Source organism: Mesorhizobium sp. ISC11, from assembly GCF_037162595.1.
GTDB classification, from domain to species: Bacteria; Pseudomonadota; Alphaproteobacteria; order Rhizobiales; family Rhizobiaceae; genus Mesorhizobium; species Mesorhizobium ciceri.
In genome coordinates, this window is record NZ_JAVSPW010000001.1 from 2,882,845 (window position 1) to 2,902,017 (window position 19,173).

The window sequence follows — 19,173 nt, forward strand, 5'->3', positions numbered from 1 at the left end:
TCCCTGCCGAAGTCCCGAGGCAATGCCGCAGGCCAATGCCGTCAATCCGGTCGACGTAGCATGAGCCGATCTCTTGACCAAGCGCGCCACGCAGCCGTCGCAATGTTCAGATGCGCCCCAGGACGAAGGCGAGATAGAGCCCCAGGTTTCCGGAAACGGTCTGCCGATAGACGCCGCTTCGGCGCAAGCCTGCCAAGCGGCGGAAAAGGCCGCCGTCGCGCCCGCGGGTGAAAAGGTCGAGGCACACCATCGCGTCCTCGGTCAGGAGGTCGCGATTGACGGCAAGACCGTCAAGGTTGAGGTCCGTCCAGCCGGCGAATTCCCCCTTAAACAGGCGGCCAAGCCGGGACACCCTTGCTTTCCAGGATACGTTGGCGCCGACCAGGTTTGCCGCATGCTGCCGGTAGCGCACCAGCGGCCGCGGATCGTAGCGGACGATGCCGCCGGCGGCGGTCACGATGAGATAGGCCCACCAGTCGTGGCTGACGAACCCGGTCCGCATGCAGGCCCTGGCCAGCAGGTTGCGTGCCGCTGCGTTGAGCAGGATGGTGTTGCCGCCGGCGATGCTTTGCACAAGCGCGTTGCGAAAGGTTGGCGGCCGGGCAAACAAAGGCGAATGGCCGACAAGGCTTCCTGTTTCCGTCATGGTCGCGGTTCGCGAACAAAACATCAGCGGGATTTTCGCATCCTGGGTCCGCATCCAGTCGATAGCGCTCTCCAGCCTGTCGGGCTCCCAGATATCGTCCTGGTCGCAGAAGGCATAGCAGTCCGCCTCGATGCGTCGATCGACGATCATGGAGCGGAAATTGGCGGCGAAGCCTTGCCGCGGCCCCTCGACGAGCGTCATTCGACACTTGGGCCGCCAGCGGGATTTCCATGCCTCGATGATGGCGGTCGTGCCATCGACGGAGCCATCGTCGGATATCCACAGGTCGACCAGAGGGTGCGACTGCTCGAGCAGGGACTGCAGCTGCTCCTCGATGAAGGCGGCGCCGTCTTTCGTGCCCATCAGGACCGCGATGCGCAGATCATCTTTGCTCACGAGCAAGATCGCTTTCTGATTCTGATTGGATCTATCTCTTTGATTTGGCGCAATTCCCAAAGGTAAGCGCCGTGCGCTTTTCCCGGAATTGTTCTAGGTCGCCTGCCCGGCCGTCTTCGGAATCGCGTCTTGACGTGCACTTGCCCTGGCCTTCTTGGCGCGGTCGAGACCTGCCAATGCGGCGAGCGCGGCAGCCTTGTCCTGGTTTTTCGCCGACTGCTGCAGCGCCGTGAGCGCGACCTGGACATCCGACCATTCCACGACGTCCGTGCTGAGGCCGAAAATCTTCGAGATGCCGAGTTCGACGAGTTCCTCGTCTTCGCCATGCAGCGTTTCGTGGAGTTTTTCACCCGGCCTTATGCCGGTGAACCGGATCGCGACGTCCTTGTATGGGCTCTTTCCGGACAAGCGGATCATCGTTTCGGCCACTTCAAGGATCGGTACCGGCTTGCCCATGTCGAGCATATAGACGGCATAATCGTCTCCGCTCTGCCGCGACGCGGCATCGGCCGCCGACATGATGACGAGATCGACGGCTTCGGCCACGGTCATGAAATAGCGTGTCATGCGCCGGTCGGTGATGGTGACGGGCCCTCCGGCCTCGATCTGCGCCTGGAATATGGTCGCCACCGAACCATTGCTGCCGAAGACGTTGCCGAACCGCACTGCAATGAACTTGGTGGCCGGGCGACGCCCGCTTGTCTCGCCTGCCGGCGTGCCATGCAAGGCGCTGATGATCTGTTCGGCGGCCCGCTTCGTCATGCCGAGCACTGACGAGGGATCCACCGCCTTGTCGCTCGATATCAGGACAAATTGCGCAACCCCGCACTTGGCGGCGACCTCGGCACAGACGAGCGTTCCGAAGATATTGGTCTGGATGGCCGAATCCCAGTTTTCCTCGAGCAGCGGAACATGCTTGAGGGCCGCGGCATGAAAGATGATGTCCGGCCGGAATTCCGTGACGACACGCGTTATCTGGCGCCGGTCCGCGACATCGACGATGCGGACCTTGAGGCGGTCGTGGTCCTTCTCGTCAACATACTGGCTCAGCTGGAAAATGCCGAACTCGGAGTTGTCGGCGACCAGCACCGCCTCGGCTCCGAGTTCCAGCGACCGCCTGACCAGCGTCTGACCGATAGAACCGGCACCGCCGGTCACCAGAACGCGTTTGCCGCCGACAAAGGCGCCGATACGCTGGATATCGGACGCGACCGTCGGCCGGCGCAGGATCGTTTCCATCTCGACGGTGTCGAGAACCAGCTTTCCGTGCTGTTCCAACTCCGAAAGGCCTGAGAACTGCACCACATTTATGTCGCCGTGCCGGGCAATGCGCACAAGTTCCGAATAGTCCTCGATTTCGTGCTCGGCGCCGCTGCCGAAAATCAGCAAGTCCAGGCTCTTGGTGCCGGTCGCATAGTCTTCCAGGACATCGATCAGGCGCGGCATTGTCGCCACCACGGGAACACCTTGAATCCGCGTGCCCAACGGTGCGCCGCGCTCGGTGGCCATGATGCCTGCGATGGAATAGTCCGCCGGTTGCGCCGTGCGCGTGAAGCGAATGATCAGGTCGGCCTCGCCGAGCCGGCCGACAAACAGAGCGCGCTTGGCCTGCTGGTCGGTCTTGCGGCTCAGAATCCCCCAGCTCGCGCCGTCACGCAGGAAGCGGTAGAACAGCCGGGGTGCCGATATGATGGTGAAGGAGACGAGGAAGAAGACGATGAACTGACGCTCGTTGAGCCCCGCCACCGGCCGGTAAAAACGCAGCAGCAGCGACGCCATGTAAAGAGTGAACGTCAAAATCGCGCAGCTCTTCAGGATGTTGAAAAAGTCCGGCGTCGAGGCGAAGCGCCAGACAGTGGTGTAAAGGCCACTGTAGCGGAACAACAAATGGCTGATGACGACGATGCCCGCCCATGTCGCCAGACCCTCGTTGGAGAACGCTTCGAACGAAAGATTCGACCGCGAAAGAATAAGGCTGAGTGCCACGGCGACCAGGACCATGACCACGTCCTGGACCATGATGAAGGCGCGCCGCATCTGTGGCCTGAGCCCGAACACAGCTTCTAGATGGGAATTCATTGGACGGCACTAGACTCCAGGCTCAAGGGCATCGACACCAGCGAAGTGCGAACACGAAGATACTTCGCGATCAATCACCTTACCCACGTGCCATCCCCGACCCCCGCCGTCCTGTATCGCATACTGCGGGTGCGAGGGCATAGCCAGAGGTTTTTTCGGACAAGAGCGTGAATACGAGTAAGCTTGACGCCCTGTTACTGGATCGGTGGAGTCCGATCGGTGCGTTGCGATTTGGACACTGCCGCCGCGTCAGCGTTGTTTCGGTTTTGCCGCAATTGACTCTGCTCTCGACCTCGCTACGACGCAACTGGTCGAAATGGCTATGAAGGCCAAGTTTGCGGGTCGAGTGCGTGCAGAGGACAAAGCTACCAGAGGTGGGGCGCGGGCGCGCCACATTATAGTCATAACATGTCGCGACATGATGGCACGCTGGCCATTTCCATACTGGGACGGCCTTCAGAGACGTAATGACTCGGTTGCAGCTTCCAAAACCGGCGTAGAGTACAGGCAAGGCTCATGATCGCAGAAGCCAGCTCTGTGGCTTGCCCATCCATGGGATACAATTATGGCTGTTGCCGCGACGACAATGAAGAGTTCGAAGTTAAAGCGAGAAAGCCAGGGCGAGCGCACCTGCTTGATGGTTCTTGGCATGCATCGGTCCGGCACCAGCGCGTTGGCCGGCGTGCTTCAACTGCTGGGTGTTGCTCCACCAAAGAACTTGATTCCCGCCGACGAAAGCAACCGGACAGGTTATTGGGAACCATTGCATCTGGCCCTGCTGAACGAGCAGCTCTTGCTCGAACTTGGTAGCCGGTGGGACGATTGGAGGCCGGTCCGGGTCGAGGAACTGTCGGCAAGCCGGTTAAGATTCTACCACGACGAGATCGCTCGCCTACTCGATGGCGAATATGGCGGCATGCCAACGATCGTGCTCAAGGAGCCGCGGATTTCGCGCATTGTGCCGATCTATCAGCAACTGCTTACATCGCTCAGGTACAAGACTGACTATGTAACGATCACTCGCAATCCACTGTCGGTCGCCAAATCGCTGGCAAAGCGCGACGGAATGGATCTGGGATTCGCCTCCCTCGTTTGGCTGAACTACGTTCTGGCCTCCGAGAGAAGCACTAGGAATTCACCTCGTGTCTTCTTGTCGTACGAGTCGATGGTTCGAGATTTCGGGCCTGCCCTGGAGAAGATCTCAGAACGATTTTCGATCGAATGGCCGCGCAAGATTAGCTCTGTCGAGAAAGAAATTGCAGCTTATCTGTCGACTGATCACCAGCACCATCTGGCGAGCGTCGACTTGCTCATGGCTAATGATGGCGTGCCGGATCTGGTCAAGCGAGCCTATGTTGCCATGCTCGACCTCGAGGAAGACGCGTCTTCGCCAGCAGCGACCGCCGAACTCGATGCAATCTATGACGAATTTGAGGACAGTTGGCTGCCGGCTGGCCAAGTCATGTTTGCCGAATTGCTGGCGCGTGAGACCAAGGCGCGCCTCGCGCCGACAACCGATTACGCCGCCACAGAGTTAAGACTGGTCGGCAATGTCCGGGCGCTGATGTCTCAAGTCGATCAACTTAGCGCGGAACGCGATGCGTTGAAATCAAAGATCGTAGCGATGGTTGAGGACCAGAACCCAATGGAAGGGCAGGCGGTCGAGGGTGAGATAAGAGCAGAGCGACTGAAGTCAAGCGAGTTGGCCACCGAGTTGGCCACAAGGATCGGTGAGATTGCGAGCTTGAATGCCGAACTCTCAACGCGCTCGGCGCAACTCGCAGATTCGAGACAGGAAATCGCAAGGTATGTCAGCCAGATGTCAGCTCTCCAGGCAGATTTGAGATCGCTCACCGAGCAGTACGACAGCCGGGGCCTGGACGTTTCGACCCTGAGGGACCAAGCAGAACAACTGCGATTGGAGATCGCCGCCAAGTCAAGCGAGTTGGCCACGAGAATCGATGAGATCGCGAGCTTGAATGCCGAGCTCTCAACGCGCTCGGCACAACTCACAGATGCGAGACAGGAAATCGCAAAGCATGTCAGCCAGATGTCAGCTCTCCAAGCGGATTTAGGATCGCTCACCGAGCAGTACGACAAGCAGGGCCTTGACGTTTCGGCCCTGAGAGGCCAATTGGCGGCCGTGACGGAAAGCCTTCAGGCAGCGGCGCGCGAGCTAACGCTTATCCACGAGAGCAAATCGTGGAAAGTTGCGAAAGCATTGTCAAAGCTTGCTTTGCCGATCCGAAAGATTGGCGCAGACACACGAGGCACGGATAAGTGAGCGCAAAACAGAAGACATCAGCAGATATCTACGTTTTCGATGTCGACCCGAATTCGGACACGGCTGCGGCAAATGTGTTGCGGTTAGTCGGCAGGGATAAGGATGTCCTCGAAATCGGCGCCGGACCGGGGTCGATCGCCAAGCCACTGATAGCTCTGAACGGCTGTCGGGTTACCGCGCTCGAATATGATCCGAACTGCATTCCGATCCTGAAGAGCTTTTGCGTCGACGCGGTCCAGGGCGATCTCAACACGCCAGGATGGGGCGAGGTCTTCGGTGAGCGACGCTTCGATGCCGTCGTCATCGCGGATGTGCTCGAGCATCTGGTCAATCCCTGGGAGACATTGAGGGAGGTCACCCGCTATCTGCGGCCTGGCGGCAGCGTGGTCTCGTCGATCCCCAACGCCAATCATGCCGCAATGATGGCGATGATGCTTGATGACAATGTCGACTACCGGGACTGGGGCCTTCTCGATCGCACACATATCCGCTTCTTTGGCGCCAAGAACCTTCAGCACCTCTTCCGCCAAGCCAATCTGAAGATCGTCGACGCGCTCTTTGTCGTGCGGACGCCCGAGATGACAGAGTTCGCCGAGAACTGGAAGAAAACGCCCGAACAAGTCCGGGCAGCTTTGGAACTCGGCGCCTATTCGCAGATCTATCAGACGGTCGTGAAGGCAGAACTGGCGAACTCGCCGAAGAATGAGTTTGTCCTGCTCGATCGCGCGCCCCCGAAAATCGGCAAGCCTGTTTCGAATTTGCCGTTTGTCCCGCCGCCACACTATTCGCCACAGCAGCGACCGACGTTCAGAACGATGGTTGGCCGCATGCTCGGCCCGACCGGCCGTCGCATCGTGAAGTCGATCCTGAGCATGCGATAATGGCGCTGCGTTATGTTGCCTACTATCTGCCGCAGTTCCATCCGTTCCCCGAGAACGATGAATGGTGGGGCAAAGGGTTCACCGAATGGACCAACGTTGCGAAGGCGGAGCCGCTCTACGATGGCCATAATCAACCGCGCTATCCGACCGATTTCGGCTACTACGACCTTCGCGTCCTGGACACCATCCGCGATCAGGCCGAGGTCGCTAGGGAGCACGGGATCGACGCTTTCTGCTTTCACTACTACTGGTTCGACGGCCACCGGCTGATGGAGAAGCCGGTCGATGCTTTCCTGACCGACAAGAGCATCGACATGGGCTTCTGCCTGTGCTGGGCGAACGAAAACTGGACCCGCCGATGGGACGCCGCCGAGCACGAGGTTCTAATCGCGCAGACCTATGGTCCGGATTGGGAGTTGCGCTTCATCGAAAGCCTCTTTCCCTATTTCAAGGATCCCCGCTATCTGCGGGTCGATGGCAAGCCGTTGCTGGTCGTCTACCGGCCGCAGCATCTTCCTGACGCCAAGGCCGCAGGTAAGCGCTGGCGGGAGCATTGCCGCAAGATGGGTATCGGCGAAATTCACATCGTGAACGCGCTCGTTCACGGCAATAACGACTACGAGCAGTATGAGTTCGACGCAGGCGTCGAGTTCCCGCCGCACAACATGAAATTCCATGGTGTGAAGGAGATCGTGCCGACCTATAAGCCATTCGAAGGCTACCCGGTCGAATATGCCAACGTTGCGCGCGATTTCCTATCGAGGGACCATAGCCGCAAGCGGATCTATCGAACCGTTTTCCCCGATTGGGACAATACGGCCCGGGTAAAGAATCGCTCATTGATCGTTCTTGGCTCCACCGTTGCAAATTATGAGCGCTGGCTGCGGGGATCGAGTTCGCTGACGCGCGCCAATCGCGCGGAAGGCGATCAACTGGTCTTCATCAATGCTTGGAACGAATGGGCCGAGGGATGCTATCTCGAACCAGACCGGAGACACGGCCGGGGGTTCCTGGAGGCCACGCTTCGCGTGAAAAATGGCATGTCGATGGTTGACGATATTTACGACGTTGCGCCGGAACGCGTGCGGTTCGAACTCAGGCAGCAATTAGCGGCGATCCCCGAGGAAGCCAGGGACGCCGAAATCGCAAAGCTCCGTGCCGCAAAAATCCGGGAAGTCGCTGACCTCGATGGCAAGGTGACTTTGCTCAAGCAGGAAGCCAGCCGCTTGCAGTCCGGGAATGAAACCGCTCCTGAGCCGCAGCGCGAAATCACGGAAACTGCGGCGAGAAGCATTCAAAAGGCGCGGGACGCCCAAGCGGTTGAGCAACCTCAGCCGAAGCTGACGACGACGAGCCCGGCGGTCCTGACGATGCCTGAACCCGGTTCGATCAAGGTGCCCCTGAAGTTCAGGGTGGCGCACCGGCTTTACGACAGGCCAATGATGTTCAAGGCCGTCCGCTTTGCCTATCGTGCCGCGAAACGCGTGGTTAATCCGTCCTCTGCAACCGAGCCGGCGCAAAAAAAAAAAGTAATCGCTGATCTCCCGGACCAGGTTGCGATGGCCTCTAGTCGTCACCAGTTGGAAGGGCACGATGTCCAGGAGGTTTCGCTCGAATCCATTGGCAGGGTGGCGTCGAGCAAACAAGAAATGCTCACTTCGAACGAGGATTGCATTTGGACCGCGTTCTCTCCCTGCAACGTCGAGGCTGAACTAGCTCCGCGACTGCACGTCGCGAAAGGCGTGGTCAATGGCGACGAATTCGCTCGCATGCTGAAGACGGTTCCCTATGAGGCAGCGCCATTGCGGTTCGGTCGGTTTCACAATTGTGTGGCGCATCCGATCGCCGTGGCTCTCGTCACCCGGAACAACCAGGTCATCGCCGAAACGATGCGCATCTACCGCTATGTCAGGTCGCAAGTGACAGAGCTTGAATATTTGGTGGAAGACGATGCAGGCGCGCATCTGAAGGCTGAAACAGCGACCGAGATCGATGCGGACGTGATCATTCCCATGCACTACTCCCAAGCGTTCGGCCATGTGGTCTTTGATATGGTTCCACAATTGTTGGCGTTTCGTGATGAGATCATTGCTGAGCGGTTGCGTGTTGTCCTGTCGACGAAAGCGCCAAAATGGTTGATCAGGATGCTGTCGGTCTGGGGCTTCCTTCCACACCATTTTCTTATCCTCGACGCGGCCAGCACCGCTGTCTACAAGTTCCGTTCGGCCATTGTCTCCAATGCTCTGACCACGTTCACCACGTTCTTCCCGCATCCGGAAACAGCCGATCTGATGTCGCGAACGCTCGTGCTTCCCCCGGCGGTTCAAGACTATCGTGCCAGACGGATATATCTCGGGCGTTCAAGCGAAACCACAAATTCCGGTAGGACGATAGCCAACGAAGCCGCGCTTCAGGCTGCGCTGGTCAAGCGTGGTTTCAAGGTCATCGATCCGGCCGTGCTGGCTTATTCGGACCAGATCGACCTTTTCACAGATGCCGAAATTATCGTCGGAGCGCATGGGTCCGCCTTTGCCAACCTGATATGGTCGAAGGCGGGAACGGTGGTTTTCGACTTGATGCCCGACGCCTGGATCAATTTCTGGGGTGCCGGCGGCGGAGTAGTCGAATTATGGATCAGCCGTATCTGTGCCCTGAAGAAGTTCGACTACAATGTCATATTATGTGACTCTAATGGATCATCTGAAACGTGGCAGCCAAAGACCTATGCCATGCAGTCCACGGTTGACGTTGAAGTGGCCATGGACCACATCGATCAGGCGATAAAAGAGCTACACAAGGCCACCCGATGATTAGTCAGCGCGATTTTCAGGTCTTGTCCAATCTTGTTCGCAGGGACGTGAGCAGCAGGTTCAAGGGTTCGTTTTTCGGGATTGGTTGGGCGCTGTTAACGCCGTTGCTCACCCTTTCCGTTTTCACCCTGATGTTTGGCTCCGTGTTCGGCGTCAAATGGGCCGCCGCAGGTGCCAACCAGAACCACTCCGTCGGATTCTTTGCGCTTGCCCTGTTTTGTGGCCTCATGTTTTTCAACTTCTATGCCGAGGTTCTGTCCAAATCGACGGGGGCTATATTGAACAACGCGACCTTCGTGAAAAAGATCGTCTTTCCGATCGAAATTCTGCCGGCGGTGGTCACCGGTTCCGCGATGGTGCAACTCGGAATCAGTCTGGCCGTGCTGCTGGTCTTTACCCTGATCATAACCGGAAGCCTGTCGCTCTATATCTTGCTCGCTCCCCTTACGATTGTTCCTTTCGTCCTGCTGGTGCAGGGAATTGCGTGGGTCTTGGCCTCTCTGGGGGTCTATTTTCGCGACATCAGCCAGATGATCGGTCCGGTTCTGACGGCGTCCATGTTTCTCTCGCCCATGTTCACGCCCCGAACATCGATGCCGGAATGGCTTCGGCCCTGGGTGGTTTTAAACCCGCTGACGGTGCCGATCGAAAATTTCCGTGCCGTCGTCCTCATGGATACCCTGCCTTCATGGTGGGCGCTGGCCGCCTATTTCTGCGTTGCCTTGATCGTCGCGCTGCTAGGCAGGCTGTTCTTCGAGAAGACACGAGGGGGATTTGCCGATGTCATCTGAGCGCGATAGCCGGCCCTTTGCGATCAAGGTTCGCAACGTCACCAAGCGATACACGATGTTCGAGCGGCCGGAAGACCGCTTCAAGCAGATGATCGTGCCGCGATTGGAACGTTTAGTGGGCATGCAACCCCGCCGCTATTACAAGGACTTCGCGGCTCTCAACGACATCTCCTTCGAACTCGGCCACGGCCAAGTGATTGGCATCATTGGCCGTAATGGATCGGGAAAATCCACGCTGCTGCAAGTGATCTGCGGAACGCTTCCACCGACCAGCGGTACGGTTGAAGTCAACGGCCGGATCGCGGCCTTGCTTGAACTCGGTGCCGGCTTCAATCGCGAATTCACCGGGCGTGAGAATGTCCACCTCAATGCCTCCATTCTCGGCGTCCCACGGGAGGAGATGGCCTGGCGTTTCGAGCAGATCGAAAGATTTGCGGAGATCGGCGACTTCATCGATCAGCCCGTCAAGACCTATTCGTCCGGCATGTATATGCGACTTGCCTTCGCTACCGCGATCAATGTCGATCCCGACATCCTGGTCGTCGACGAAGCGCTTGGGGTGGGCGATGAGGCGTTCCAGCGCAAATGCATGGCCCGCATCGAGCAGATCAAGGACGCCGGAGCTACTATCCTGTTTACCTCGCATGGCGCCCAGACGATCATTCAATTGTGTACCAGCGCAATTCTCATCGATGGCGGCGAGAAGATATTGGAGGGCACACCCAAGCGGGTGGCCAGCCAATATCAGCGGCTTGTCAATCTTCGTGGCGAAGAGGCCAGACAAGTGCGTGAAGAGATCAAGACGCTTGCCGGCACTAGCGATTCGGACGGCCCGCCGGTGATTGGCAATCATGCACCAGCGACGAAGTTGCCGACGCAGAGACCCGAACAGTCGGAGATCGTTGATGATGGTTTTTGGGACCCTGCGCTTACCAGCCAGACCATCACGCCCTATGAAGAGACTGGTGGGCGCATTGCCGACGTGCGGATTGTCAACACCGGTGGGGAAATGGTCAACGTGCTGACCCAAGGCTGTGTCTACGCGGTGCAATATACCTTCACTGCAACCACGGACGTCGACGATCTCGCGTTTGGCACCCTGTTCAAATCCCCTTACGGTGTGGAACTGTGTGGGGGAAATACTGATCGGGTGCCGGATCTTCGGCTGAAGAGCTTAGGGGTAGGCGAGTCTGTGCAGGTCAACTTTGAGTTTAAGTGCCTGCTACGGGCCGGAGTTTATTTCATCAACGTTGGAGCGATGGGGAATGCAAATTTTGAAAGACAATACCTTCATCGCATACTTGATGCCGTGATCTTCAAGGTTATGCCGGCCCCGGATGAGATTGACTACGGCTTCTTCAGCCTGGGAATGACCTTCAAGTTGACCCCCGCTGATTTGACCTCGGACACGCCCCTAGTTCGCAAGATTGCAGCCGCCTGAATTTGTTCCGCATCCATTCGGGGCACCGTTCGATGACCAACGATCAAAGACTTCCAAGCGCTTATCATCGCACGGACGCCATCGCCCGAGCGATGGAGTCAGGCGACCATCGCCAGATCATCGGTGGAATGTGGGATGAAATCGGCCGCTTGCAATTCGACTTGCTGGTCGATAATGGCCTGCAGCCCCGTCACAGGCTGATTGACCTTGGCTGCGGCAGTTTCCGGGGCGGGGTCCACTTCGCCAATTATCTTGACGCGGGTAATTATTTCGGCGCGGACATAAATGCTAGCATCATGGACGCCGGATACGACAGGGAACTGGCGCCGTTGGGACTGGCCAACAAAGTGCCGCGGGCCAATCTGCTGGTGACCGGTGATTTTGACGTTGGCAAATTGGGTACCACGTTCGACTACGCCTTGGCCTTGTCGCTGTTCACGCACCTGCCAATCAACCTCATTCGAACTTGCCTTGAGAAGCTTCGGCCGACAATGGCGACTGACGGTAGGTTGTTCGCGACTTTTTTTGTGTGTGATGATGGCCTGCCATTGTGGCGGCCTATCTCACATCCGAGAGGCGGCATAACCACTTACGGTGACGCGGACCCGTATCATTATAAGGTCGCCGACATTGAGTTTATGGCGGGATCGACAGGCTGGCACATCGAAAGAGAAGTTCGCTTCGATCATCCTCGAAGCCAGCGCTGCTTCGTGCTAGCCACGGCGTGACGCACGCCGTGCCCCGTATTCGGCAACCGCCGCAGTACCATCTCTATGGGTTTGATACGCTGACGCCCGCCATCGGACCGCCCAGCCGTAGAGTTGCTGATCGATCTCGGTCAACGTCGCCAACAGGTCCAGGGTCGATGACGGCAGTTCTTCTCGCATCGTTCGGACCGGCGCTGCGTTGATCCGGAAAACGTTCGACGATGTATCGCCAAGCGCGGCGAAGATTGCGGCGTTGTCGGCCTCGAAATTCTCCACCAGCCCAACGTAATCGAAGCGAGCTAGGTTGGCTTTGGCCCGATCGAGGAGCTCGTCCGGCGGCAACCCGCCTGGCTCGATATCGCTCTTGCCGACCAACGAGGCGCCCCAGCCCGACGCCAGTTGGCATGCTTGATGATTCCACATGTGCGAAGCGAACTTGGAGTCAGCCGTCTCTCCTGCCCGAAAGAACATTTCAGCATCGTTGTCATGTGCCAACGTATTGATTTCATACTCATCTCTCGTCGCGCCACGACAGTAGCTGTAATATGAAAGCAGCCGTTCAACGGGATCCCGGAGGAAGGTAAAGCTGTAACGTCCCGTCATGAAGCGTTCAGCGTAATCGAAACCGAAATGGCCGGATACCATCATCAAGGGTTCGAGTTGTTCCGGTGTGCGGCTGAGATAATCGCCGTGCATGCAGCAATTTTCTCGACCATACAGCTCGGATGCCTTTGCAAGTATGGACGTCCCGGCGGTCTTCTGAATATGAAGGAATAGAGCAGGTATCATGCAGGTATCACATCCAGATAACGGAAAAGTGAAAACCTACTTGCGCTGACAGCGTCGCAGAGTCAATTGGGCTGTCGCCTTTCGAAAAGATGCGATCTTCCGACTTATAGGAGCGGGCGCGCGGGGGGCAGACGAGACCAACCCAGTCACCCGCTCGGCCATCGCTTCCATATCAGGAACTCTTTCCGCATCCGTCGAACGGCCGGTGCCTTGCCGCGATATTGAGCGCCGTTTCACGAACGATTTTGACCGACTTCCAATAGTCGTCATACTCGTCCCGATTGTCAGCTTTGAATGTCTTCAAGATATCATCATAGGCGTCCTGCAGAACCGTGCTCTCGGGGTTGAGATTGGTAACGACGACCAACCCGGTCGGCGCGCAGTCCGTGACAGTCACGGATAGATCGGGACGATACTTCAGCAGGGTGGGAACTACCTTCCATACGTCACCTGCCCACCACCCTGGAAAGTTGTTGTCAGCAGGTTCGATCGCCGTTTTCATATCCCTGGTGGTCATCTTGTAGCCGGGAGGGAGACAGTCGTGCAGCAGAATGATTGAGCCTTCCGCGCACTCTCTTTCGGTGTTGATGAAGTCGCGCAGGAGGAACTCGAACAGATGCATGCCGTCTAGAAAGGCCAAATCTACAGGCTTGCCCAAAATCTTGCTCGGACGCGTTTTCTTGAAAAAATCGTCGCTGGTCTGCTGATAGAGAAAGCAGCGGGGCTTGGAGCCAATGATGTTCTTTGCACAGACAAAGTAGGGATCGACCGCTACCGTTTCACACTTGGCCAGCTCAAGAGTATTTCCAAACTGGACTCCAACTTCGAAATAGGATCGCGGCCTTAGGGCCGAGTGGATATCGGCGATCGTCTCTAGGTAGCTTTTCCCGACGACATCTGGTCCGTGGTTGGCATCCTTCATTCGCAAGTACTCCAGGCGAGTCGATATTGATCTGTGTGGTTGCCGCTCGTATCATCGTGGCCTGACACTGCAATTAGATGACTTTGGCAAGGTCCTACAAACGGGCCGTCAGCCGCTCAACCACCTCGTCGCACGCGGTGTACCAAGATCTGCACCGCCAGCCGAACGTAGCGGCCATTTTACCGCAGTTGAGGCGTGAATTCGCAGGACGTTTCGCCTTCGTCGGATAGTCTGACGTCGAAATGCCGCGCACCGCAGCGTACGGCCTGCCCCTTTCCAGACTCGTTACGAAGACGCGCTGTGCAAACTCGGCCCAATTTGTGTCGCCGTCGCCCGCCACATGGTAGACGCCCCACTCCGCAAACTTCAGGTCCGCCTTGAGGTGCCGCGCCATATGAAAGATGCCGTCGGCGATATCAAGTGCCGATGTTGGATTTCCCCACTGATCGGCCACAACCGAAATCTCGTCGCGGTCAGCGGCCAGCCGCAGCATGGTTTTCACGAAATTCTTGCCGAACGGGCTGTAGACCCATGCCGTGCGCAGGATCAGATGGCGCGGATTGGCCGATGCAACCGCCTGTTCGCCGGCAAGCTTGGAGGCGCCATAGACGCTGCGCGGTGCAGTGGCGTCGGTCTCGACATAGGCGCCATGGGCGGTGCCGTCGAAGACATAGTCGGTCGATAGATGGATGACGGGAACGCCAAGCAGCGCCGCCGCTTGCGCCACCTTGCCGGCGCCGACGGCGTTCACCGCGAATGCCAGATCGGGCTCGTCCTCGGCCTGATCCACCGCCGTGTAGGCGGCAGCCGACACGACGATATCCGGCTTCACGGCCGCGATGGCTTCGATCACCGTGTCGGGTCTTGCAAGGTCGAGTTGCGGACGGCCAATGGCGATGACCTCAACGCCGGCGGCCGCCTGGGCGGCCTCCAGGAGGCTTGCCGCGACCTGCCCGTCGCGTCCGGTGACAACCAGCCTCACGCCGCCCCCTTGCGTGCTTCGCCCAGCCGTTCACCGGCGTAGCGCTGCTCGCGGATCGGTCCCCACCACCATTTGTTGTCGAGAAACCAGTCGACGGTCTTGGCGAGGCCGCTGTCGAAATTCTCATTGGGCGTCCAGCCCAGGTCCCGGCCTATCTTCGAGGCGTCAATGGCATAGCGGCGATCGTGACCGGGGCGGTCGGTGACGAAGGAAATCAGGTCGCGATAGCTCTTGCCCCCTGCCCGCGGCCGCCTGCTGTCGAGCAGATCGCAGATCGTCTCGACGACGCCAAGGTTCGTCCGCTCGGAATTGCCGCCGACATTGTAGCTTTCGCCGGACAGTCCCCTGGTCGCGACAAGTTCCAGCGCGCGTGCGTGATCCTCGACGAACAGCCAGTCGCGCACATTGGCGCCGGCGCCATAGACCGGCAGCGGCTTTTCGTCGAGCGCATTGAGGATGACCAGCGGGATCAGCTTTTCGGGAAAGTGATAGGGTCCGTAGTTGTTCGAGCAATTGGAAAGCACGACCGGCAGGCCATAGGTTTCGTGCCAGGCCCGCACCAGATGGTCCGAGGCCGCTTTCGAGGCGGAGTAGGGCGAGGATGGCGCGTAGGGCGTTTCCTCGACGAACATGCCGCCATCGAACGGAAGATCGCCAAACACCTCATCGGTCGAGACATGATGGAAGCGGAAATGGCTCTTCCTGTCCTCGGGCAGGCCGCGCCAGTACTCCAGCGCGGCATTGAGCATCTTGTAGGTGCCGACGATGTTGGTCTCGATAAAAGTGCCCGGCCCATCGATCGAGCGGTCGACATGGCTCTCGGCGGCAAGGTTCATGACGATGTCGATATCGTCGCGCCGGAGGATGTCGAGCACGGCCCTTTCGTCGCAGATATCGGCCTGCGCGAAGCGATAATTGTGTGCGTTCTCGATCGGCCGCAGCGAGGCCAGGTTTCCCGCATAGGTCAGCTTGTCGAGATTGGTCACCCGATAGGCCGGGTTGGCGCATAGATGCCGGCATACCGCCGAACCGATAAAGCCAGCACCGCCCGTCACCAGAAAATTCATGCCGCTGTCCTCAAATAACCCATCAGGCGAACACCTCGGCGGCAGCCAGCAGCGGCGCCTTCAGGTCCTTGTCCGAGAGCTGGAACCCGCCGGTCAATGACGGCCATTCGATGCCGATGGCGGGATCGTCGAAACGGATCGACCGGTCATGCGCCTGCGAATAGGTATCGGTCACCTTATACAGGACCTCGGTGTCGGGCACGAGCGTCACGAAGCCGTGCGCGAAGCCTTTCGGCACCAGAATCTGGTTGCCCTTTTCGGCCGACACTTCGAGAGCGACCCATTTTCCGAAAGTTTTGGAGCTGCGGCGAATGTCGACCGCAACGTCGAGAATGCTGCCCCGGATGACGCGCAGCAGCTTGTCCTGGGCGCGCGGCGCAAGCTGATAATGAAGCCCTCGCAAGACGCCCGCCGCGGCGGAATAAGAATGATTGTCCTGCACGAAAGCCAAGTCTATGCCGGCCTGCGAAAAGCGCTCGGCATTGTAGGTTTCGACGAAGAAGCCGCGCGCGTCGCCATGTCGCTTCGGAACGATTTCCAGAACGCCATCGATGCCAAGGGGCCTGACTTCCAGCACCTAGGCCTCCGACAGGTCGACGACACGCCGGCGCAGATAGGCGGCATATTCGTTCTTGCCCAGGTGATCGGCGCGACGCAGAACCTGGTCCACAGTCAGCCAACCCTGTTCAAAGGCTATCTCTTCGGGACAGGCGACCTTGATGCCCTGGCGGTGCTCGATGGTGCGCACGAAGGACGAGGCCTCATGCAGGCTGTCATGGGTGCCGGTGTCGAGCCAGGCATAGCCGCGCCCCAACCGATGCACATGCAACTGGCCGCGCTCAAGGTAGACGTTGTTGACCGCCGTGATCTCGAGCTCACCGCGCGCCGAGGGACGGATGGCAGGGGCGATGTCGACGACATCGTTGTCATAGAAGTAGAGACCGGTGACCGCCCAGTTGGATTTCGGCACCTGCGGCTTTTCCTCGATCGTCAGCGCCGTTCCCGTGGCCTTGTCGAAGGAAACCACGCCATAACGCTGGGGATCCTCGACATGATAGGCGAACACCGAAGCGCCCTTTTCGCGCGAGGCAGCGTCGCGGCAAAGCTGCGACAGCCCATCGCCGAAATAGATGTTGTCGCCGAGGATCATCGACACGTTGTCCTTGCCGATAAAATTGCGGCCGATGATGAAGGCTTCCGCCAGCCCGTTGGGCTGCGGCTGCTCGGCATAGGACAGGTCGAGCCCGAACTCCGATCCATCGCCAAGCAGATCGCGAAAAACCGGCAGGTCACGCGGCGTCGAAATGATCAGAATCTCTCGGATACCCGCGAGCATCAGAACGCTCAGCGGATAATAGATCATCGGCTTGTCGTATATCGGCAGAATTTGCTTAGAGACTGCTAATGTTAGTGGATAAAGACGCGTTCCACTGCCTCCAGCAAGGATAATTCCTTTCAAGAAGCTCTCCTTGACATGCCTGAACCCCCCGGCCCTAGCCGCCCGTGCTTAGGTTCCATGCACTGGCTTGTCAATCTCGGCGTTCGTCAAATGACTGGGTCACGATCCGGCGCCAATCCATGGCCAATTCAGGCGACGCATTGCTATCGTCTTGCCAGGGCCGGCCTGACGGGAACAAGCAGATTGTCATCATGGGCGGCGGTCGACTCGCCTCTCTGGCTCAGCCGCTCAGCAAGTCCCTTGTGAAAGATAACGCCATTCATATAGGCGAAGGTCATCGCCAGTGCCGCCGTTCGCAAGGGATAATCGACCAGAGAATGAACGAGCAGAAACGATACTGAGAGAAACGCCATTTTCTGCAGCGGATCTCGCCGTGCCGTAACGGAAAACGCAAAAAGCAATATCGCGTAAGCTGCGACCAGAAAGACAACAGGAGCGCCACCTTCAAGTGCCAATTCCAGATAATCATTGTGGGCGTGATTGACGTAGGGCTTGAAGATCATCTCTCCCTTTTCGTAAATCTGATAGACCTTCGGAAAACTCCCAAAGCCGACGCCCGTCGCCCAGTTCTCTTCAATTCCCGCGATCGTCGTGCGGGCAAATTCGGCCCGTCCAAAGGCCGGGTCAACCACTTCCGCATCGATCTTCGTCCACGCCCCCGATCGTGTAGAGTGAAAGCCCGATGAAGACAGCGGGTATTCCATACCCGCCCAGCCTCGAGCGCGCGGACAGAAAGACGACTGATACCATGGTGATCGCCAGCCCTATCAGAATACCGGCGCGCGAACCGGCGGCCAGAAGCAACAGCAGCAGCGTTATCAAGCCGAGCGACCCGGACAGAAGGTGCCCGCGAAACAGGCCGTAGTAGACAACGAAGGGGATGGAGACGAAGAGCAAAGCTGAAAAATGGTTCTGGTTGGCAAACAGTCCCGCATTGATCGTGAACGGCAACAAACCCTGTATGGCAACCGTATCGGAGAGTGAATACTGGATCGCCGCAGCCAATCCGTTACAGATGACACCCATGAAAAAGAAGGGCAGAAGGCCGTAGACCTGATCTGGGCGCAAGCGGGTGACGCTCAGAAAGAATGCAGCCATCGCCACGAAATACAACAGACACTCGATCGTACGTCCCACGCCGACACTGACGAAACGCAGCCCGGTTTCACCGCTCAGCCACGGATTTGCAAGTAGAACCTCAGGCCGCAATCCGCTCAACAGGGCGGCAGGCAGCGGCACGATTTGAAAACAGAACACGGCCCCTTTGAATTCGTCGATCTCCGAGACCAAAGCAAGGGTTTCAGGGGTGATTTGCAGGAAACCGATCTTCATGGCCATACCTAAAAAAATACCCAAAAATACCCAATAGCTCAAGAATCGACCTTACCCAATAAAGCACTCCCGGCGCCTTGTATGGGAAACGCCCAGTCACAAGGCAAACGGATTAGAGAGTGGATTCGACAACAAAATTCAAAAGGTGCATGATGGGTTTGGTGTCGGGGGATACCTTCATGAATTGGCGTTGGTTTTCGACCGCAACAGTTGTTGCGTTCATCTCAGGCTGCACTGCCGACTATTTGAATAATTATGACTCGGTGACGCTCGCTGCCGGCGATGCGAACCGCTCAAATATGCTTTTGCAAACTGTCGATCCGTTCAATCCGAATAGCCAAAACACGCGTATTGAAGGCGACGGAGCGCGCGCGGTGGCAGTCTTCAACGGATACCGAGGTGCGACCCGAGCCCGTAGCGCTGATTTGGACTGTGCAGGCGGCAGCGGAAACAATGCAGTGGTTGCCCCTGGGGTGCAGATCACAGGCTCTGATCCTAACGGGCTCGATGGTGATCGCGACGGCATTGGGTGCGAGGGAAAATAGGTTGTCTCGAACAAGGAAAGGAGGGCTAGGCTGGCTCGCAGT

The 19,173-nt window shown here is 58.0% G+C and carries 17 protein-coding genes; 7 read left to right on the forward strand and 10 right to left on the reverse strand.

Annotated elements, in window-relative coordinates:
• Positions 1–106: 106 nt before the first annotated feature.
• Both RPF88_RS14320 and RPF88_RS14325 read right to left on the reverse strand, forming a co-directional pair.
• The gene (locus RPF88_RS14320) at positions 107–1,042 is read right to left on the reverse strand and encodes a glycosyltransferase family 2 protein (RefSeq protein WP_013532715.1); all 936 of its coding nucleotides are present in this window, start codon (positions 1,040–1,042) and stop codon (positions 107–109) included.
• Positions 1,043–1,135: 93 nt separating this feature from the next.
• Positions 1,136–3,121 (reverse strand): nucleoside-diphosphate sugar epimerase/dehydratase, encoded by a 1,986-nt coding sequence (locus RPF88_RS14325; RefSeq protein ID WP_063167692.1) that lies wholly within the window; start codon positions 3,119–3,121, stop codon positions 1,136–1,138.
• A 565-nt stretch (positions 3,122–3,686) separates the two neighbouring features.
• On the opposite strand from RPF88_RS14325, the gene RPF88_RS14330 reads away from it, so the two are divergent.
• The 6 genes from RPF88_RS14330 to RPF88_RS14355 are packed head-to-tail and all read left to right on the forward strand — an operon-like array spanning position 3,687 to position 12,056.
• Positions 3,687–5,405 (forward strand): sulfotransferase family protein, encoded by a 1,719-nt coding sequence (locus RPF88_RS14330; RefSeq protein ID WP_013532717.1) that lies wholly within the window; start codon positions 3,687–3,689, stop codon positions 5,403–5,405.
• Positions 5,402–6,286 (forward strand): class I SAM-dependent methyltransferase, encoded by an 885-nt coding sequence (locus tag RPF88_RS14335; protein ID WP_013532718.1) that lies wholly within the window; start codon positions 5,402–5,404, stop codon positions 6,284–6,286. The genes RPF88_RS14330 and RPF88_RS14335 overlap by 4 nt, the downstream gene beginning before the upstream one ends.
• On the forward strand, positions 6,286–9,096 hold the full coding sequence (locus RPF88_RS14340; protein WP_013532719.1) for a glycoside hydrolase family 99-like domain-containing protein: 2,811 nt from the start codon (positions 6,286–6,288) through the stop codon (positions 9,094–9,096). The genes RPF88_RS14335 and RPF88_RS14340 overlap by 1 nt, the downstream gene beginning before the upstream one ends.
• A complete protein-coding gene (locus RPF88_RS14345; RefSeq protein ID WP_013532720.1) occupies positions 9,093–9,887 on the forward strand; it encodes an ABC transporter permease in 795 nt (264 codons plus the stop codon). Before RPF88_RS14340 ends, RPF88_RS14345 begins: the two co-directional genes overlap by 4 nt.
• Positions 9,877–11,328 (forward strand): ABC transporter ATP-binding protein, encoded by a 1,452-nt coding sequence (locus RPF88_RS14350; protein WP_013532721.1) that lies wholly within the window; start codon positions 9,877–9,879, stop codon positions 11,326–11,328. Before RPF88_RS14345 ends, RPF88_RS14350 begins: the two co-directional genes overlap by 11 nt.
• A 32-nt stretch (positions 11,329–11,360) precedes the next feature.
• On the forward strand, positions 11,361–12,056 hold the full coding sequence (locus RPF88_RS14355; protein WP_013532722.1) for a class I SAM-dependent methyltransferase: 696 nt from the start codon (positions 11,361–11,363) through the stop codon (positions 12,054–12,056).
• Here the strand turns inward: RPF88_RS14355 and RPF88_RS14360 are convergent.
• From RPF88_RS14360 to RPF88_RS14395, 8 genes are all read right to left on the reverse strand, one after another.
• Positions 12,042–12,824, reverse strand: coding sequence for a sulfotransferase family 2 domain-containing protein (locus tag RPF88_RS14360; protein ID WP_064995165.1), 783 nt, complete (start codon positions 12,822–12,824; stop codon positions 12,042–12,044). The genes RPF88_RS14355 and RPF88_RS14360 overlap by 15 nt on opposite strands.
• 172 nt (positions 12,825–12,996) lie before the next feature.
• Complete coding sequence (locus RPF88_RS14365) at positions 12,997–13,746, reverse strand: class I SAM-dependent methyltransferase (protein ID WP_063167689.1); 750 nt, start codon at positions 13,744–13,746, stop codon at positions 12,997–12,999.
• 94 nt (positions 13,747–13,840) lie between these two features.
• On the reverse strand, positions 13,841–14,728 hold the full coding sequence (rfbD, locus tag RPF88_RS14370; RefSeq protein WP_013532724.1) for a dTDP-4-dehydrorhamnose reductase: 888 nt from the start codon (positions 14,726–14,728) through the stop codon (positions 13,841–13,843).
• Entirely contained in the window at positions 14,725–15,795 is a 1,071-nt protein-coding gene (gene rfbB / locus RPF88_RS14375; RefSeq protein WP_013532725.1) for a dTDP-glucose 4,6-dehydratase, read from the reverse strand. Before rfbB ends, rfbD begins: the two co-directional genes overlap by 4 nt.
• Positions 15,796–15,817: 22 nt before the next feature.
• Positions 15,818–16,372 carry a dTDP-4-dehydrorhamnose 3,5-epimerase gene (gene rfbC, locus RPF88_RS14380; RefSeq protein ID WP_013532726.1) on the reverse strand — a complete coding sequence of 185 codons (555 nt, stop codon included), beginning with the start codon at positions 16,370–16,372 and terminating at the stop codon, positions 15,818–15,820.
• Positions 16,373–17,254: a glucose-1-phosphate thymidylyltransferase RfbA gene (rfbA, locus tag RPF88_RS14385; RefSeq protein ID WP_013532727.1), complete on the reverse strand. Its 882-nt coding sequence runs from the start codon at positions 17,252–17,254 to the stop codon at positions 16,373–16,375.
• A gap of 143 nt (positions 17,255–17,397) precedes the next feature.
• Entirely contained in the window at positions 17,398–17,886 is a 489-nt protein-coding gene (locus RPF88_RS14390; protein WP_244514278.1) for an O-antigen ligase family protein, read from the reverse strand.
• Complete coding sequence (locus RPF88_RS14395; protein ID WP_244514277.1) at positions 17,879–18,628, reverse strand: hypothetical protein; 750 nt, start codon at positions 18,626–18,628, stop codon at positions 17,879–17,881. Before RPF88_RS14395 ends, RPF88_RS14390 begins: the two co-directional genes overlap by 8 nt.
• A 77-nt stretch (positions 18,629–18,705) precedes the next feature.
• On the opposite strand from RPF88_RS14395, the gene RPF88_RS14400 reads away from it, so the two are divergent.
• Positions 18,706–19,131 (forward strand): calcium-binding protein, encoded by a 426-nt coding sequence (locus tag RPF88_RS14400; RefSeq protein ID WP_224674090.1) that lies wholly within the window; start codon positions 18,706–18,708, stop codon positions 19,129–19,131.
• Positions 19,132–19,173: the final 42 nt, after the last annotated feature.

What these genes read in the sequence shown, in the direction of transcription:
- RPF88_RS14340 (WP_013532719.1), top strand. Translation starts at nt 6,286, where the DNA reads ATGGCGCTGCGTTATGTTGCCTACTATCTGCCGCAGTTCCATCCGTTC.
- RPF88_RS14360 (WP_064995165.1), bottom strand. Translation starts at nt 12,824, where the DNA reads ATGATACCTGCTCTATTCCTTCATATTCAGAAGACCGCCGGGACGTCC.
- RPF88_RS14345 (WP_013532720.1), top strand. Translation starts at nt 9,093, where the DNA reads ATGATTAGTCAGCGCGATTTTCAGGTCTTGTCCAATCTTGTTCGCAGG.
- rfbB (WP_013532725.1), bottom strand. Translation starts at nt 15,795, where the DNA reads ATGAATTTTCTGGTGACGGGCGGTGCTGGCTTTATCGGTTCGGCGGTA.
- RPF88_RS14330 (WP_013532717.1), top strand. Translation starts at nt 3,687, where the DNA reads ATGGCTGTTGCCGCGACGACAATGAAGAGTTCGAAGTTAAAGCGAGAA.
- RPF88_RS14355 (WP_013532722.1), top strand. Translation starts at nt 11,361, where the DNA reads ATGACCAACGATCAAAGACTTCCAAGCGCTTATCATCGCACGGACGCC.
- RPF88_RS14365 (WP_063167689.1), bottom strand. Translation starts at nt 13,746, where the DNA reads ATGAAGGATGCCAACCACGGACCAGATGTCGTCGGGAAAAGCTACCTA.
- RPF88_RS14350 (WP_013532721.1), top strand. Translation starts at nt 9,877, where the DNA reads ATGTCATCTGAGCGCGATAGCCGGCCCTTTGCGATCAAGGTTCGCAAC.
- RPF88_RS14325 (WP_063167692.1), bottom strand. Translation starts at nt 3,121, where the DNA reads ATGAATTCCCATCTAGAAGCTGTGTTCGGGCTCAGGCCACAGATGCGG.